We start from the raw sequence: 15,475 nt of genomic DNA on the forward strand, positions 1-15,475 counted from the left end.
GTGGTACCGGTGGAAAAAACGTCCGGGAGCTCAGTCAGGGGGCGTGCGCGGATGTCAAAAACAGGCCCGGCAGACGTAAGGGCGAAACTGTATATGGCGGCGATCGTAGCGATCAGGTGGAATGCCCCGGCGAAGGCGCTGTACCAGAGGCTAATCGCGAAGGGCAAAGCCAGCAAGGCCGCGCTTGGAGCGGTGATGCGCAAGCTGGTTCATCAGTGCTTCGGGGTGCTGAAAACGCGGATGAAGTGGGATGAAAATTACGCAGCTACCGCTTGACGTTCAAGACGGTAGCTACGGATTTTCATCACAGCAGTTGAGCAATGCCCCACAGCGCTAATGCGTGATCATCTTCTGACGGTAAACCGCTAACGCTTACCGCACCAAACACCGCGCCTTGCGGATTGAGCAGTGGGAAAGAACCACCGTGATCGGTGTAATCCGCCTGATTGATAAACGCCTGTTTTTCCATCCGTTCACCTTTCTGCTCATTGAGCATCCCGACGTACAGCGAAGAGTGACCGCTGCGCAGCACGGTATTACGTTTACGGCGCATCCACTCGAGATTTTCCGCACAGGAACCTGGCAACGCCGCCAGAAACAACACCTGACCAAACCCATAGACTTCGATGGACACCGGTGCCTGCGCTTCACGCGCACGCTGCTGAATGCGCTGGCCAATCTGCCAGGCGAGGTCAAAATCAAACTGCGGCAGACGATGTTCCGCTTCCTGCTGTAACAGGCTTTCCAGACTGGGCGATGATGACATAGTGACTTCCTCTCCATATGAAATATAATTTCCACATTTTATAACATGGAAAATATTTTTCATAAGTGAAAAGGATCACACGGCTTAACCGGAAGCGCGAGAAATCATCTCGAAGCCCATATCGATAATCGGGGTGGCGACAGCGCCCCCCTGCAAACACGTCAGAAGCTGCTGCGCCGCCAGTCGTCCCATTGCTTGTCGGTCAACTCTCACCGTCGAAATCGCTGGAAAGTTTGCAGCAGCAAAATCGAGATCGCCAAAACCAATCACCGCCAGTTGCTGCGGCACAGCCAAACCACGCGCCTGTGCCTCCATCAACGCCCCCTGTGCCAGGGTATCGGAACTGCACACCATCACATCCACCGTAGGATCGGCATTCAGCAACTCGGCACAGGCCTCACGTCCACGTACCATCAATGCCGGAAGCGCGACCGCCACATCCGCCAGCGGTGCTATACCCTGCGTCTGAAGCGCCTCCAGTAAGCCTTGCTTACGTTGCAGCGCACGACGGTCATCGGTCCAAATCAACGCCGGGCGTTGATAACCACGATCCGCAAGATAAGCCGCAACACGCGCCCCCACCTTTTCATGCGAGAAACCCACCAGCATATCTATCGGCGTCGGCGTCATGTCCCAAATTTCCACCACCGGCACATCAGCCTGAAGTAACACTTTCTTCAGTTGGCTGCTGTGATGGATACCGGTCAGAACGATGCCATCCGGCCGTCGCGACAGCAAAGTGGCGACGGTTTCTGCCTCGGTTTCGGTGCCATAACCGGTGACACACAGCAGCATATGGTAGCCGTTCGCACTCAACGTATCGTTCAGACTCTGGATGGTATCGACAAACATGTTGTTATTGATTTGCGGCACCACCACGGCAATCAGACGACTGCGATTGCTGGCCAGACTGCCTGCCTGCGCATTGGGGATATAACCGGTGGCATTCACCGCCGCCAGCACTTTCTCCACGGTAGCGGGACGTACCTGCTGGGGCGAATTTAACGCACGGCTGACGGTCATCGGCGAAATGCCGGCGACTCGCGCCACATCCTCCAGCGTAGGCGCACTTTTGCGCGCCGGGTTGCGTTGTTTCATGGCAGCTCAGAATCAGAATGGAAGGTGCACAGCATAACGCAAAACGAAACAACCCGGTTAATGTTAGGGCTATCATTAAAATCACAAGAATGATGAAAGTGTGATCTGCAATACATTAATGGTGGGTAACAATGGCGCATAGTCCTCTCAGCACAAAAATGTTAGCGCAATCATTTAACGGGAGAATCATATGTCAGGTGTTAATTCCACCGCAGTGAGTTATGCGAAAGCTCAGGGTTCAGGCACTGCTGCCGAGAGCGGCGATCGCATTGTCTGGGTCAATTTGTCGCTGGCCTTCCTGCCGCTGGCAACGCCGGTAAGCGATGCCAAGGTGCTGACCGGGCGCCAAAAACCGCTGACCGAAGTGGCGATCATCGTGGCGGAGATCGCCACCCGTGATGGTTTTGAAGGCATTGGTTTTAGCTACTCCAAACGTGCCGGGGGCCAGGGTATTTATGCTCACGCCTGTGAAATCGCAGATGCCCTGCTCGGGGAAGACCCCAACGATATCGACAAGATCTACACTAAACTGCTGTGGGCCGGTGCCTCGGTAGGCCGTAGTGGCATGGCGGTACAGGCGATTTCTCCGTTCGATATCGCGCTGTGGGATATGAAAGCACGCCGCGCCCAGCTCCCGCTGGCGAAACTACTCGGTGCGCATCGTGATTCGGTGCAGTGCTACAACACCTCTGGTGGCTTCCTGCACACCCCGCTTGATCAGGTGATCAAGAACGTGGCGATCTCACGCGAAAACGGCATTGGTGGCATCAAGATAAAAGTCGGACAGCCCAATACTGCCGAGGATCTGCGTCGCCTGACGGCAGTACGCCAGACATTAGGCGACGATTTCCCGCTGATGGTCGATGCCAATCAGCAGTGGGATCGTGAAACCGCCATCCGCATGGGCCGTAAAATGGAACAATTCAATCTGGTATGGATTGAAGAACCGCTGGACGCTTACGATGTGGAGGGGCACGCTGCCCTGACGGCCGCGCTGGATACCCCGATCGCCACCGGTGAGATGCTCACCAGCTTCCGCGAGCATGAACAATTGATCCTCGGTAACGCCAGCGACTTTGTGCAGCCCGATGCGCCGCGCGTCGGCGGTATCACGCCCTTTTTGAAGATTATGGATCTGGCCGCACGCCACGGACGCAAGCTGGCACCGCATTTTGCCATGGAAATCCATATTCACCTGGCGGCGACCTATCCGATTGAACCCTGGCTGGAACATTTTGAGTGGCTCAATCCGCTGTTTAATGAACAGCTGGAGCTGCGTGACGGGCGGATGTGGATCTCTGACCGCCACGGCCTCGGCTTCAGCCTGAGCGAACAGGCGCGGCGCTGGACCACATTGACGCACAGCGTGGGTAAACGCCCCTGATCGGTCGCCATTCGTAGCGGCGCGATTTATCGCGCCGATACGTGTGACATCACGCCTTATCAGGCATATTCTCGCTGCGTTGCGCTTTCGCCAACGTACGGGCCAGCAGCGAGGAATACAGGGGTTTGCCGCCGAAGAATTGCGCCGCCAGCGTTGCGCCAAGACAGGTGATGATCATCGGTAAAATCAGTTGATAGTTATTGGTCATCTCCAGTACCAGCACAATCCCGGTCAGTGGCGCACGCACCGACGCGGCAAACAACGCTCCCATTCCGGCGACAGCAAAGGTCGCCGCTTCCAGCTGATAGCCAGGAAACCAGTGGGCGCACAGCTGGCCGAAACAGGTGCCTAACAAGGTGCCGAGCGTCAACATCGGCGCGAAAATCCCACCAGGCGCACCGGAGGCAAAGCAGCAGATGGTGATCACCACACGCAGGGCGAACAAGGCAAACAAGCTAAGGGCAGTGAAATGACCGGCGGAGAAATCCGGGATCAAGGTAATACCACCGCTAATCGCCTCCGGCAGCACCAGCCCCAACACACCGCATATGCCTGCCAGCAGGCTGCCCCAGAGCACCCACGGGGTGGTGCGTCCGTGATGCAAACGCTGAAACTGATCCTGAGTCCAGAAAATCAGGCGATTAAACGCCACGCCGCAGCCCCCAAACACCACACCCAGCAGCAAATAAAGCCACAGCGTCTGCGTCGGCGCATCCTTTAACTGGCCGATATTGATAATCGCCTCATTGCCGTTAAACAACCGAAACACGATGCTCGACATAATGACACCGACAAACACCGCTTTAATTGAAATCAGGCTGTAGCGAAACTGCGGGCGCATCTCCTCGATGATAAACAGGATACCCGCCAGTGGCGCATTAAACGCCGCCGCGAGTCCTGCCGCCGCACCGGTTGCCAGCAGGGTATGACGCGATTCAGAAGACTTCACCCGGAACATATCCAGACACATGCGGCCAATATTGCCGCCCAGCTGCACCGTCGGCCCCTCGCGTCCCAGCACCATGCCGGAACCCAACGCCCCCATGCCGCCGATAAATTTAACCGGCAGCACGCGCCACCAGCGCACCGGCCTTAACTCCTCCAGCGCCCCTTCAATCTCAGGGATGCCGGAGCCTCCTGCCTCTGGCGCAAAACGTCGCACCAGCCAGTAACCTAACGCCCCGAGTAGCGCGGCGGCAAAGAAGGCACACAAGACATTCAACAGCGGATTATCCGCCTGGTCAGTCAGCCAGTTCACCCGCGAAGCAAAAATGAAGTTCACCGCTTTATCAAATGCCACCGCCACCAGCCCGGTCAGCACCCCAACCAGCGCCGCCAACAATAGCAACGCCACCGGTGTTTTATCGCGCCGCAATAAACGTTGCAGCAACAAAAAGCGTCCTTCACGCATGATCGGTTGTGCCGAATTTTCTGTAACAGACATACCCATCCTCAGTTTTTTCACGCCGCCGTGTCGGCGATGTCTCCGTAATGCACTGCCAGCCATACGGTTGGCGGTTCTGCTGACGTCCAGTTAACGCGATGACGGCAACCGGGCGGAATAGCAACGAAATCCCCCACCCGCAGGTGGCGCTCCTGTAACTCGCCTTCCAACTGCAATCCGGCTTCACCCTGGACGATCAACACCCACTCGCCCTGTGTCTGGCAATACCAGAAATCCGGCGGGCTGGCCTGACCGGTCGACACGATACGTTCGATAAGCAAATTGGGTGCGGAAAGCAGTTGTTCAAAAGTTTCGGCACTGCCTGCCTGAGCGACGGCGGGGAATGCCTGCAACAGGTTGGTTAACATGCGGGGATCTCATCATGGCTGCAAATATGCTGCACTGTAACGCAGGCTTCACCCTGATTGCTCACAGTTTTTTGTTGCACCAATTGACGTTCAGCACACAAATCCCGATCATCCCCGCCGAAAATGGCTATGCATGGAGCATCACGGTGTCAGAACTCAGTAACGCATTGCTGGAAGAAATTATTGAAGAAGTTCGGCCACTTACCCGCCAGGGAAAAGTCGCTGACTATATCCCGGCGCTGGCCGGTATCTCGCCCGATCAACTGGGGATGGCGGTTTATGCCGCCGATGGCAGCCATTATCAGGCCGGGGATGCCGATACGCGTTTTTCGATTCAGTCGATCTCGAAAGTGCTGTCGCTGACGGTAGCACTGACGTTATATGACGAACCAGAGATCTGGCAGCGTGTTGGCAAAGAGCCTTCGGGCCAGGCATTTAACTCGTTGGTGCAGCTGGAGCTGGAACAGGGCAAGCCGCGTAACCCGTTTATTAATGCCGGGGCGCTGGTGATGTGTGATCTGCTGGAGAGCCGTCTGACCGCACCGCGCCTGCGTATGCTGGAGATTGTACGGCGTCTGGCACAGCAGAATGACATCAACTATGACCGGGTGGTGGCACGTTCCGAGTATGAACATTCGGCGCGTAATGCGGCGATTGCCTGGCTGATGAAATCCTTCGGCAATTTCCACAATGATGTCAGCAAAGTGATGGAAACCTATTTCCACTACTGCTCGCTGGCAATGAGTTGCAATGAGCTGGCCCGCACCTTCTTCTATCTTGCCAATCAGGGGCGCAGCCTGGGTGAGGATGTCACGGTGATTTCTCCCCGCCATGCCCGTCAGGTGAACGCCCTGATGATGACCAGCGGAATGTATGACGGTGCCGGTGAATTCGCCTGGCGCGTGGGGATGCCGGCAAAATCAGGTGTGGGCGGCGGCATTGTCGCGGTGATCCCCGGCGTGATGAGTATCGCGGTGTGGTCACCCGCACTGGATAGTTCGGGCAACTCACTGGCGGGAACGGTGATGCTGGAGAAGCTAACGGAGCGTCTGGGGCGATCGATTTTTTAGTCACGCCCAGATACGCGCGATAAATCGCGCAGCTACGGTTTGCTGCGCATTCCGTATCACTCGTCCGTAACGGCGTGATTTATCACGCGGGTTTTAACACATTAACTCACCACATTCCGCGCCGTCCCCTGCCAAAACGCGTCCAGGTTGTTTTCAATGCCGCGCAGCAGGTTTGCGACGCCCTGTTGGCTGGCCCAGGCAATATGCGGGGTCAACAACAGGTTTGGCACATCTGCTTGCAACAGGGGATGAGAGGCTGCGGGGGGTTCGCTGCTCAACACATCCAGCGCCGCACCGGCAATCACGCCCTGCCGCAGCGCATGGGCCAGATCGGTTTCGTTAATCAACCCACCGCGCGCGGTGTTGATAAGCCAGGCAGACGGCTTCATCTGCGCCAGCGCCGCCAGATTGATAAGCTGTTTGGTTTCAGGCGTCAGCGGGCAGTGCAGCGTCACAACATCGCTCTGCGCCAGCACCTGTTCGAAAGAGGTATAGCCCGGACGGACTTCCTGACTGCCCTGGCGATCGGCATAAAGCACCTTCATCCCCAGCGCCTGTGCCATCTCCCCCACTGCGCGGCCAATGTCGCCTTTACCCACAACGCCAAGCGTTGCGCCACAGATATCCTGAATCGGCTGACGATGGACACAAAAATGCGTTGAGGCCGGCCAGGCGCTGCGCGTGTGGTTGATGTAATCGACCAGATGACGCCGCAGAGCAAACAAAAAGCCGATCACCCCCTCCGCCACGCTACGCGTCGAGTAACCGGGCACATTGCTCACCACCACACCGCGTTCACGACAGCTGGTCAGATCAATACAATCGTATCCAGTTGCCGCGACACACACGTAGCGTAACGCGGGTAACTGGCGGAGCGTGTCTGCACGCAGCGGCACCTTGTTGGTGATCACTATTTCCGCATCATGTAACACATGAACAATCTCCGCCAGCGAGGTGGTGCCACGATAGCGCCAGTCGGTACACCAATGTGGGCGTTGTGGCGCATGCGGCAAGGTATCGCCGTCGAGGGTAACAATCTTCATCGCGTTATTGTTTCCGTAGTGATCTGCTTAAGTTGCATTAAGGTTAACAAAAGCTGGGTGTTAAGTGATTATTTTCAAAAGGTGCGAATTTTTTCTTAAATGCCGCCAGTTTTTTTAACCCTTCCAGGGTAATCGCGTTACACTTCCGCCCAATTTAATCAGTCACCTCCGTTTTTACCATGACGTTTTCAGCCACATTTCGCCAGCGCCTGACTGCCTGCATCGCCATCGTGGCGGTGTTGCTGCTGTTTGTCGCCCCGGTGGTGTCGAAAACGCTGTTGGAACGAGAAAACCGTGCGCAAAGCATGATGGCTGATATGCCGATGCACCACGCGGCAATGCCGGATATGGCCATGCCTGGCATGGACCATCACAGGATGGACGAAGGTGAGTTCGCCTGCGGCTACTGTGACCTGCTGGTACATGTGCCGCTGATGATGTGGGTATTTATCCCCTTCATCTGGTTGATGCTGGTGATCTCCCGCGCGCCGCCTCTCCCCTGCCTTATCACCCCGGTGATCCGCCGCCCGACGGGCATCCACCGACCACGGGCACCGCCAGCAACATCCTTCTGCTGATACGATTTGATCCGCAGCGCATCCGCCAGGATGACGCTTACGTATTCTTTTATCGGAAGGAAGACGGCTTTGTCTGTTGTTCACTCTGCGGCACCGCGCGGCGCGGTGCTTAATCTGCTACGCCGCTTACATTTTTACATTGGCCTGTTTGTCGCTCCCTTTATCTTTGTTGCCGCCCTGAGCGGCACCTTATATGTGCTGACGCCGCAACTGGAAAACCTGTTGTATAAAGATGCGCTGTACGTGCAACCCAACGGCGAGGCGCAGCCGTTGTCGGCGCAAATCACGGCTGCCCGTGCTTATGCCGGAGAGAACAAACGCATCTATGCGGTACGCCCGGCCCCCGAAGCCCGCGATACCACGCGGGTGCAATTTAGCGACCCGACGCTGGGGGCGTCACAATCGCGAGCGGTGTTTATCGATCCTTATACCTTGCAGGTGAAAGGCGATATGACGGTGTACGGCACCAGCGGCGTGTTGCCACTGCGCACCACCCTGGACCTGCTTCACAGTAGCCTGCTGCTGGGTGATTTTGGGCGTAATTACAGTGAACTGGCGGCATCCTGGTTGTGGGTGGCCGCAGTGGGCGGCGTGCTGTTGTGGCTGGGTACGCGCCCGCGCCGTAAAGCGAAAGCACCGCGAGGACGTTTTGCCTTCAGCCGCCACTGGCATATCACCCTCGGCCTGACGTTGCTCCTTGGTTTGGTGTTTTTCTCGGTAACCGGGCTGACCTGGTCACAGTGGGCAGGCGGCAATATCGATCGCTGGCGTACCGAACTGAACTGGCTGACACCGCAGGTCAACACGGCGCTGAATAACGATGAACCGACTCGTCCTGCCGATCCCCATGCCGACCATCAAAGTATGCCGGGGATGGATATGTCGACGATGGTGATGTCCGTACAACAGGGACCGGTGAACCGAGCGGATGCTGACTGGGACCGCGTACTCAACGCCGCGCGTGCCAACGGTATCTCAGCCGCCAAAGTTGAACTGCGTCAGCCGAAAAGCGTCGGTAAAGCCTGGACGGTGAGCGAAATTGATCGTAGCTGGCCAACTCAGGTAGATGCCGTTTCGGTTAATCCGCAGGATTTCACCATTGTCGATCATGTCTGGTTTGATCGCTTCCCGCTGGTTGCCAGGCTAACGCGCTGGGGGGTGGATGCGCATATGGGCGTGTTGTTCGGTTTGGCAAATCAGTTGTTGTTAGCGGCGTTTGGTCTTGGGTTGTGCACCATGATTGTACTGGGTTACCGCATGTGGTGGCTGCGCCGCCCGCAGCAGGCCGAAGCCAGCCCAACCCAAACCCTCACCGCCGCCTGGCTGGCGCTACCTCATTACGTGCAAGGTGCCTGCCTGTTGGTAGCGCTGGCGCTGGGCTATGCGTTGCCGGTGATGGGGATCAGCCTGCTGGCATTTTTGCTGGTCGATATTCTGCGCTGGCGCAAACAACAGCGCCAGCCGGTTGATCAACAGACGTTGCTGGCTTCCCAGCAATCGCCGCTTGGCATTATTCGCGCGCGTTTTGCCGTGAAACGCAAGGAGATGCGCCATTTCCTTTATGGGCTGTGCGTGCTGGCGCTGATTGTGGGGACGGTGATCAGCAATGCCATCATTGGTGGGGTGATTGATCAATACGGTATTCCGTTCGGGCGTTGGTCGCTGGCAATGTATCTGACGCAGGGCTTTATGATTGCGCTGTATACCACGGTGTTTACCGCGCTGATGTCGATCCCACTGTGGTATTGGTTCCTTGGCGAGAAGGACGAGTCACAGCAATAAACTTAACTGGCCATAGCGGCGCGATAAAATCGCGTTGCTATGACCGGTTCAATATATTTAACAGACACCCGCTGATTTACGTTTGCTGCTTTCTCATCAGGAGAGAACGTATGTCCTACAATCAGGAGTGTTATCGCTATGCCGCACCCGGCGAGCGCATTTTAAAACGTCACCACACACACCAACAACAGCAGGTACGTTATCTGCAAGATCTGGAGATCCGTATATCCGCTACCCGCGCCAGAGAAGCGTCACGGCTACAGGTGCTGGTGTCAGGAAACTGCCGTATTTATCTACAAGGAAGCGATACCAGGGCGCATTTTAACCTGTGCGATCGCCTCGCAAATATCAGCCTGGTCATGGATTCACAAGGTGACAGGGTCAGCCAGGAAACCTGGTATCCCTTTGGCGGCACCGCCAGTTGGTTAACCGGAAATCAGACAGGTGCAGAGATAAAATTCCAGCGCTATGCGGGAAAAGAACGTGATGCGACCGGATTAATGGCTTATGGCTGGCGTTACTACGCCCCCTGGCTGATGCGTTGGTTGAATAGCGATCCGGCGGGCACCGTTGACGGGCTAAACCTGTTCCGCATGGTGAGCAACAATCCCGTCACCCTGTTTGATCGGGACGGAAGGATGGAAGAGGATTTGTTATTACAAGCTATAAAAGAATCATTCATTGAAGTGACGCCTGCCGGACGGCAATCTCTCCAGCCAGTAATTGAAACAGCACCAGAGCCGGGACCATCAACGTCAGAAACCAATGCTGTCAGTGTCGACAATGCCCAGTATTACCCGATCCTTAGAAAGGCCTTGAGCATAGAGCCACCTCAAGCAGAGTTACCCGCTGTGGTCGATCTCACTGACGACACCTCCCGGTCTACGTCTTCAGAACAGGCAGCCACGGTGGTTAAGAACAAGTATGTTTGTAGCCACTGCGCCGAATCTTTTTCTGCACTCAGCGCCTTACGTAATCATGGAAGAATGGAGCACCCGACGGAGGGTCACCTGTGCTCACAGGCTGGATGCGGTAAGAAATTCGACACCAAATATAAATTGAATAAACATGTGAAAATTGTACATGGAGAGAAGGCGTTTGCCTGCGACTGGCCATCATGCGACAGTCGGTTTACCAATCAAGCTTATTTAACAAACCATAAAAAAATACACGCTGCCCGTGAAAAGCTTCTTTGTTCACATCCTGGATGCAATAAGTATTACACCACCCCTGTTAGTTTGAACATTCACGCTAAAACACATCAGGAGCAGGAGAAATTGCTCTGCCTGGAGTGTGGTGCTGCCTTCAAGAACAAAGGTAATCTTACACGCCATCAATACAGAAATTGTCCTTTTCGTCCTTCCTCGTCCGGGCTCGGGCACCCCAGGTGATTTAAACCTGTTTGTTCTCTGGCATAGCGGCGCGCCGGAATCGCGCCGCTATGATTAACCTTAATGATTAAAAATCCGCTTTCAACACCACGCGATAATTGGCTTTACCAGCGCGTACGTGATCGAGCGCCTTATTCACCTGCGACATCGGAAACTCTTCCACCGTTGGCGCGATATCGGCACGCGATGCCAGCTTCAGCAGCGCACGTAATTGTCCCGGCGAACCGGTCGACGAACCCGTGACCGCACGATCGCCGACAATCAGGCTAAACGCAGGCACTTCGAACGGCTTCATCACCGCGCCCACGGTGTGGAACTTGCCCTGACGCGCCAGCGCCTGGAAATACGGTGCCCAATCCAGATCCACCGCGACTGTGCTGATAATCAGATCGAACTGCCCGGCCAGCGCTTTCAACGCTTCAGGATCGCGGCTGTTCACCACACGATCGGCCCCCATCGCCAGAATAGAGTCGGTTTTGGCCGCAGAGGAACTGAAAGCAGTGACTTCTGCCCCCATCGCGCGCAGCAATTTGATCGCCATATGCCCCAGGCCGCCAATACCAATCACTCCGACACGGCTGGTGGCGGTGATGTTGTTCATCAGCAACGGTTTGAATACGGTAATGCCGCCGCACAGCAACGGACCGGCTGTCGCGATGTCCAGCGCATCCGGTAGCGGAATCACCCATTGCCAGTTGGCACGCAAATGGCTGGCGAAACCACCGTGGTTATTAATGGTGGAGACTTTGCCATTCTCGCAGTTAACCTGATCGCCATTGATACAGGCGTCGCAGTGCTGGCAGCTTTTGGCCGTCCAGCCAATGCCAACACGCTGACCAAGGCGCAAGCCTTTATGCTGCGCCGCATCGCCCAATGCCACTACCCGGCCAATTACTTCGTGACCGGCAATCAACGGATAGGTTGAGCCGCCCCACTCGTTATCAATCATTGAAAGATCGGAATGGCAGACGCCACAGTAGTCCACCTCGACCTGCACATCCTCAGCAGCCAGTGGACCGGCATCGTATTCGTAAGGCACCAGCGCCTCACCCGCCTGCATGGCGGCATAGCTCGTAATTTTCATCGCTGTCCTCAGTGGTTGGTCTCTGATGACAGGAGTCTATCAAACCATCACCCATTTTTATGCCGAATAATCATGCGATTACGTCAGCACCTGCTGCTGTTGCGTTGAAAAGCACGCAGGGTTAAAGCGGATCGTGGTTGATTGGACTGCGAAAAGCATGACGTGCGGCTTCGATCAACTGGCTGGCGGTCACCGTAGGCGGTAACTGCGTCAACACCTTCATCGCCTGCCAGTAGCACAGCACCATCTCTTCATCGGTTTCGTTTTCGGCCATTTCCCTTAACCGCCCACGCAGGGTTAACACATCCAGCGTTTGCTGCTCATCCACCATCTCCGCGATCGTTTGACTGATTACCTGATGGATGTTTTTCCAGGAAATATCGGCAAACACAGTAAACCTCTTTTTTGCTATCGGCTCCGGGCAAGTGAGTTAAAAAGGCGCGGCGAACGCGGCGTCTGAAAGAGAGAAAGTAAGATAACTATAGTTGGTTATTTCACTCGCAGACGGCGCAGTGCCTGACTATTTCGTAGATCTCGGATCTGTAACCTGATTTTTCTTTGGTACGGATTATGACGGAAGAGAATGGCTTTGTAACAAAAAAGCCTTAGCTTGTGCTGGTCGTCACCGCAACGCTTTGTCAAAGTAGGAAAACTTTTTCTCACTCAAGGGAGTCATGATGAGTCAGTCAACCGCATTGCATGCCGATCCACTGGTGTGGGGCCACGGCCCGAAGGTGTTTGAAGTGTTTCTTGAACCCACCTGCCCGTATTCCGTTCGCGCCTTTAATAAGTTCGATGCCTTGCTGAATCTGGTCGGCGAAGATCAGATGACGTTGAAAATCCGTTTGCAATCACAACCCTGGCATATGTACTCCGGTCTGATTGTGCGCTATATCCTCGCGGCATCCACCTTGCCGGAAGGAAAAGCCGCCGCCAAAGCGGTGTTAAAAGCGGTGGCTGATCACCGTGAAGAGTTTGAGTTCGCCGATCACGCGCGTGGACCGAATATGGATACCACGCCAAATCAGATCATCGACCGTCTGGAGCAGTACAGCGGCATCAATGCCCGCGCGCCCTTTGACCGTGCCGAATTGCAGAATGAAATCAAATGGCACTGCAAATATTCGCGTCAGAACGGTATCCACGTTTCGCCAACCTTTATTGTCAACGGGCTGGTGCAACTGGATATTGGCAGCGGTGATGAGATTGAATCCTGGGCAAAACGCATCCTTGCCTGACCTTCAGGCCCGCCGGTGCGGGCCTTTCGCTATATTTCGCAATAGTTTACCCCTTGCCCTGAAGGGGTTATCCTGTTAATCGTTATTTACCTAATTATATAGCGAGAAATGGAATGCAATCTAAACTTCTTAGCGCGCTACTGCTCACCGCGGGCGCAACTGTCAGTCTCAATGCTCTGGCGAATACCGACATTCGCGTCACTTACGCCGGTTCGATGGGTAAAGTGATGGACCAGGCTTTAGGTCCAGCCTTTGCTAAAGAGCATAATGGCAACTATCAGGGTCAAGGTCAGGGCGCTTACGGTATGGCGCGGTTACTGGCGAGTAAGAAAATCACCGCCGATGTGTTTGTTTCCATCACCCCCGGCCCGATGCAGATCCTGAAGGATGCCGGATTGATTGATACCGCCGTCCCGGTCGCCAGTACCAGCATGGTGATCGCCTATAGCCCGAAAGGGAAATATGCCCAGCAATTCGCACACGCCAAAGGCAGCGATGCCAGCTGGCTGAAGGTACTGGCAACGCCAGGTCTGAAATTTGGCCGCACCGACCCCATTAACGATCCGAAAGGTCAGAACATCGTGTTTACCCTGCTGCTGGCTGAGAAGTATTACCATCAGCCGGGTATTGCAGAAAAAATCATGGGCGGCGTACAGAACCCGGCGCAAACTCACCTGGAAGGTGGCCTGCTGGCGCGTCTGGAAAGTGGACAGGTGGATGCCGCTGCCGGTTATGAAAGCGAAGTGATCTCCGCCCATCTGCCTTACATTGCACTGCCGGATGAGATCAACCTCAGTAACCCGGATCAAGCCAAACAGTGGTATGACACCGTCAGCTTCCAGGTGAAAGACAGCCAGGGCAACGATAAAACGCTGCATACCCAGCCGATGGTGTACTACGCAGCCGTGCTGAAGAATGCCCCGAATGGCACCGCCGCCGGGAAAGCCTTCGTCGACTTTATGTTGAGTCAGCCGGGCCAGGCGCTGTTTAAACAGAATGGCTATGCCGCACCGAAAGGCGGAGCCTTGTACCCGCAATGAGAAAACGCCAGCCCACCGCGCTGTGGCTCTCCCTCCCTGCCTTACTGCTGCTGGCGGTGCCGTTCGTCACCCTGATTGGTGTGACGCACTGGCAACATCTGCGGCTGGCGTGGGGCGATAGCCATGCCATCGCCACGTCGCTCAGTTTGGGGGCGGTGGCCTTGCTACTGATTTTTATCAGCGGTTTACCGGTGGCCTGGTGGCTGTCACAGGCGCGTGGCAAAGCGCGCCTGGTCGTGGAGTTGGTGGTGCTAATCCCTCTGTTGACGCCGCCGCTGGCAATGGGGATTTTGCTGGTCAGCGCCTATGGGCCTTACAGCCTGGCCGGCGAATTGCTTGGCCGTTTTGGGATGACGCTGGTGAATAACCCGGCAGCCTTTGTGCTGGCGCAATGGTATGGCGCACTGCCCTATTTTGTCACCGCCGCGCGTTCCGCCTTTGCCGGCGTACCAAAAGAGATTCTCGAAGCCGGACGTACCCTCGGCGCACCGCCCTGGCAACGTTTCTGGCGGCTTTCAGTACCGATTGCCGCGCCGGGTCTGGCTTCAGCGACCGCCCTCGCCTGGGTGCGCGCCATGGGTGAATTTGGCATTGTGATGATCTTTGCTTACTTTCCCCAAGGCATGCCGGTGCAACTGTACAACAACCTGCAAAATGACGGTGTCGATGCGGTTTACGTGCTGTTGTGGTTGCTGTTGTTTTTTACCCTGCCGGTGCCGCTGCTGTGTTTCGTCACTTCGCGACGGTTGCAGCAAGGGAAAAACGTGTTGGTTTAACATTATCCCGATCGCCAACTCTCAACACGTCGCGCGCTTTCCGCCATCGCCTGTTTGATACTCTCCAGCAGTTGCTCAACATCAAGCGGTTTGGTAAAGGCGGCAAAAGCATCCTGGCGAAAAGCTTCCGGGATATCATGATCGGCCATCATGATGACGGGCAGCAACGGATGCCGCCGCTTGTTCTCTTCCAGCCAACCGGGGCCATTAAAATCGGCGAGCGGGACATCAAGTAACAGACACCCCGAAAAAGGCTCCGCCTCAGGGTCGGGCAGACAGGCTTCAAATCCGCCGAGTTCGGCAAAATCCACCACGTCGTAACCGAGCGTTTTTAACAGGAACGCGATGGATTCGCGTAATGGTGTATCGTCGTCCACCAGCCAGATTAATGCACTCATCAAACTACCCCGCAG

General features: G+C 55.6%; 17 protein-coding genes. 9 read left to right on the top strand and 8 right to left on the bottom strand.

Annotation, left to right across the window (positions count from 1 at the left end; translation table 11 throughout):
• A partial coding sequence (locus tag CTZ24_RS20185) for a transposase (protein ID WP_208723593.1) occupies positions 1 to 276 on the top strand: 276 nt, incomplete at its 5' end.
• A 28-nt stretch (positions 277 to 304) separates the two neighbouring features.
• Here CTZ24_RS20185 and CTZ24_RS20190 read toward each other — a convergent pair.
• Positions 305 to 766, bottom strand: a complete 462-nt coding sequence (locus CTZ24_RS20190) for a heme-degrading domain-containing protein (RefSeq protein WP_208725990.1) — start codon at positions 764 to 766, stop codon at positions 305 to 307.
• Between the two features lie 84 nt (positions 767 to 850).
• Positions 851 to 1,864: a LacI family DNA-binding transcriptional regulator gene (locus tag CTZ24_RS20195; RefSeq protein WP_208725991.1), complete on the bottom strand. Its 1,014-nt coding sequence runs from the start codon at positions 1,862 to 1,864 to the stop codon at positions 851 to 853.
• Positions 1,865 to 2,054: 190 nt separating this feature from the next.
• Here CTZ24_RS20195 and CTZ24_RS20200 point away from each other — a divergent pair, with 190 nt between their 5' ends.
• A complete protein-coding gene (locus CTZ24_RS20200; protein WP_208725992.1) occupies positions 2,055 to 3,248 on the top strand; it encodes an L-talarate/galactarate dehydratase in 1,194 nt (397 codons plus the stop codon).
• A gap of 49 nt (positions 3,249 to 3,297) precedes the next feature.
• Here CTZ24_RS20200 and clcA read toward each other — a convergent pair whose 3' ends face one another.
• Positions 3,298 to 4,692 carry a H(+)/Cl(-) exchange transporter ClcA gene (clcA, locus tag CTZ24_RS20205; protein ID WP_208725993.1) on the bottom strand — a complete coding sequence of 465 codons (1,395 nt, stop codon included), beginning with the start codon at positions 4,690 to 4,692 and terminating at the stop codon, positions 3,298 to 3,300.
• 17 nt (positions 4,693 to 4,709) lie between these two features.
• The gene (locus CTZ24_RS20210) at positions 4,710 to 5,060 is read right to left on the bottom strand and encodes a cupin domain-containing protein (protein WP_208725994.1); all 351 of its coding nucleotides are present in this window, start codon (positions 5,058 to 5,060) and stop codon (positions 4,710 to 4,712) included.
• A 146-nt stretch (positions 5,061 to 5,206) separates the two neighbouring features.
• On the opposite strand from CTZ24_RS20210, the gene glsB reads away from it, so the two are divergent.
• Positions 5,207 to 6,130, top strand: coding sequence for a glutaminase B (glsB, locus tag CTZ24_RS20215; protein ID WP_208726551.1), 924 nt, complete (start codon positions 5,207 to 5,209; stop codon positions 6,128 to 6,130).
• A gap of 101 nt (positions 6,131 to 6,231) precedes the next feature.
• Here glsB and CTZ24_RS20220 read toward each other — a convergent pair whose 3' ends face one another.
• The gene (locus tag CTZ24_RS20220; protein ID WP_208725995.1) at positions 6,232 to 7,173 is read right to left on the bottom strand and encodes a D-2-hydroxyacid dehydrogenase; all 942 of its coding nucleotides are present in this window, start codon (positions 7,171 to 7,173) and stop codon (positions 6,232 to 6,234) included.
• Positions 7,174 to 7,352: 179 nt separating this feature from the next.
• On the opposite strand from CTZ24_RS20220, the gene CTZ24_RS20225 reads away from it, so the two are divergent.
• From CTZ24_RS20225 to CTZ24_RS20235, 3 genes are all read left to right on the top strand, one after another.
• The gene (locus CTZ24_RS20225) at positions 7,353 to 7,751 is read left to right on the top strand and encodes a DUF2946 domain-containing protein (RefSeq protein WP_208725996.1); all 399 of its coding nucleotides are present in this window, start codon (positions 7,353 to 7,355) and stop codon (positions 7,749 to 7,751) included.
• Positions 7,752 to 7,781: 30 nt separating this feature from the next.
• Positions 7,782 to 9,533, top strand: a complete 1,752-nt coding sequence (locus CTZ24_RS20230) for a DUF2534 family protein (protein ID WP_244634067.1) — start codon at positions 7,782 to 7,784, stop codon at positions 9,531 to 9,533.
• Positions 9,534 to 9,643: 110 nt separating this feature from the next.
• Positions 9,644 to 10,924, top strand: coding sequence for an RHS repeat domain-containing protein (locus tag CTZ24_RS20235; protein WP_208725998.1), 1,281 nt, complete (start codon positions 9,644 to 9,646; stop codon positions 10,922 to 10,924).
• Between the two features lie 67 nt (positions 10,925 to 10,991).
• On the opposite strand, the gene ahr is transcribed toward CTZ24_RS20235, so the two are convergent.
• Positions 10,992 to 12,008 (bottom strand): NADPH-dependent aldehyde reductase Ahr, encoded by a 1,017-nt coding sequence (ahr, locus tag CTZ24_RS20240; protein ID WP_208725999.1) that lies wholly within the window; start codon positions 12,006 to 12,008, stop codon positions 10,992 to 10,994.
• A 121-nt stretch (positions 12,009 to 12,129) separates the two neighbouring features.
• A complete protein-coding gene (locus tag CTZ24_RS20245) occupies positions 12,130 to 12,399 on the bottom strand; it encodes a hypothetical protein (protein ID WP_208726000.1) in 270 nt (89 codons plus the stop codon).
• A gap of 286 nt (positions 12,400 to 12,685) precedes the next feature.
• Between CTZ24_RS20245 and CTZ24_RS20250 the strand changes: the two genes are divergently transcribed.
• The 3 genes from CTZ24_RS20250 (at position 12,686) to CTZ24_RS20260 (ending at position 15,062) form a co-directional block, all read left to right on the top strand.
• Positions 12,686 to 13,246 (top strand): DsbA family protein, encoded by a 561-nt coding sequence (locus CTZ24_RS20250; RefSeq protein WP_208726553.1) that lies wholly within the window; start codon positions 12,686 to 12,688, stop codon positions 13,244 to 13,246.
• A gap of 113 nt (positions 13,247 to 13,359) precedes the next feature.
• Positions 13,360 to 14,286: an extracellular solute-binding protein gene (locus CTZ24_RS20255; RefSeq protein ID WP_208726001.1), complete on the top strand. Its 927-nt coding sequence runs from the start codon at positions 13,360 to 13,362 to the stop codon at positions 14,284 to 14,286.
• Entirely contained in the window at positions 14,283 to 15,062 is a 780-nt protein-coding gene (locus CTZ24_RS20260) for a molybdate ABC transporter permease subunit (protein ID WP_208726002.1), read from the top strand. The genes CTZ24_RS20255 and CTZ24_RS20260 overlap by 4 nt, the downstream gene beginning before the upstream one ends.
• Before the next feature lie 2 nt (positions 15,063 to 15,064).
• On the opposite strand, the gene CTZ24_RS20265 is transcribed toward CTZ24_RS20260, so the two are convergent.
• The gene (locus tag CTZ24_RS20265; protein WP_208726003.1) at positions 15,065 to 15,460 is read right to left on the bottom strand and encodes a response regulator transcription factor; all 396 of its coding nucleotides are present in this window, start codon (positions 15,458 to 15,460) and stop codon (positions 15,065 to 15,067) included.
• Positions 15,461 to 15,475 lie beyond the last annotated feature (15 nt).

The organism is Pantoea phytobeneficialis (genome assembly GCF_009728735.1).
GTDB lineage: Bacteria > Pseudomonadota > Gammaproteobacteria > Enterobacterales > Enterobacteriaceae > Pantoea > Pantoea phytobeneficialis.